The sequence below is a fragment of the Methylobacterium oryzihabitans genome (assembly GCF_004004555.2).
Classification (GTDB): Bacteria; Pseudomonadota; Alphaproteobacteria; order Rhizobiales; family Beijerinckiaceae; genus Methylobacterium; species Methylobacterium oryzihabitans.
The window spans coordinates 1-416 of sequence record NZ_SACP01000185.1 but is presented as its reverse complement, the minus strand read 5'-3'; the positions used below and the strand labels follow the sequence as shown (position 1 = coordinate 416).

1 protein-coding gene is annotated in these 416 nt (G+C 64.9%); it reads left to right on the top strand.

Going from position 1 to position 416, the window contains the following annotated elements:
* The coding region (locus EOE48_RS28980) for a TonB-dependent receptor (RefSeq protein ID WP_148239838.1) at positions 1-416 on the top strand (416 nt) is incomplete at both ends.

Genomic DNA, 416 nt, shown 5'->3' with positions numbered 1-416 from the left:
ATGGCCGCTCGGTGTACCGGGCTGGCCTGGCCACGGTGGACTGGAGCGACATCCCCCTGGCCATGGAAGACATCGAGCGCATCGAGGTGTTTCGCGGCCCCAACACGGTCAGCTACGGTGCCAATGCGCTGATGGCGGTGGTCAACATCCTCACCCGTAACCCCGCCGACAGCCATGGCACACGATTGAAAGTGACCCGCGGCGAGGACGGCATCAACGACTTCTATGCCAGCCACGGTTTCGGCTGGGATGGCGGCGACATGCGCCTGTCGTTGTCGGGCCAGCAGGACGACGGCTTCGACCACGACCAGTTCGGCCAGGACTACCGGGACAGCCGCCGGCTGACCCGTTTCAACCTCAGTGCCAGCCACAACCTGGCGGTCGACCAGACCCTGGAGTGGCAACTGGCGGCAAAA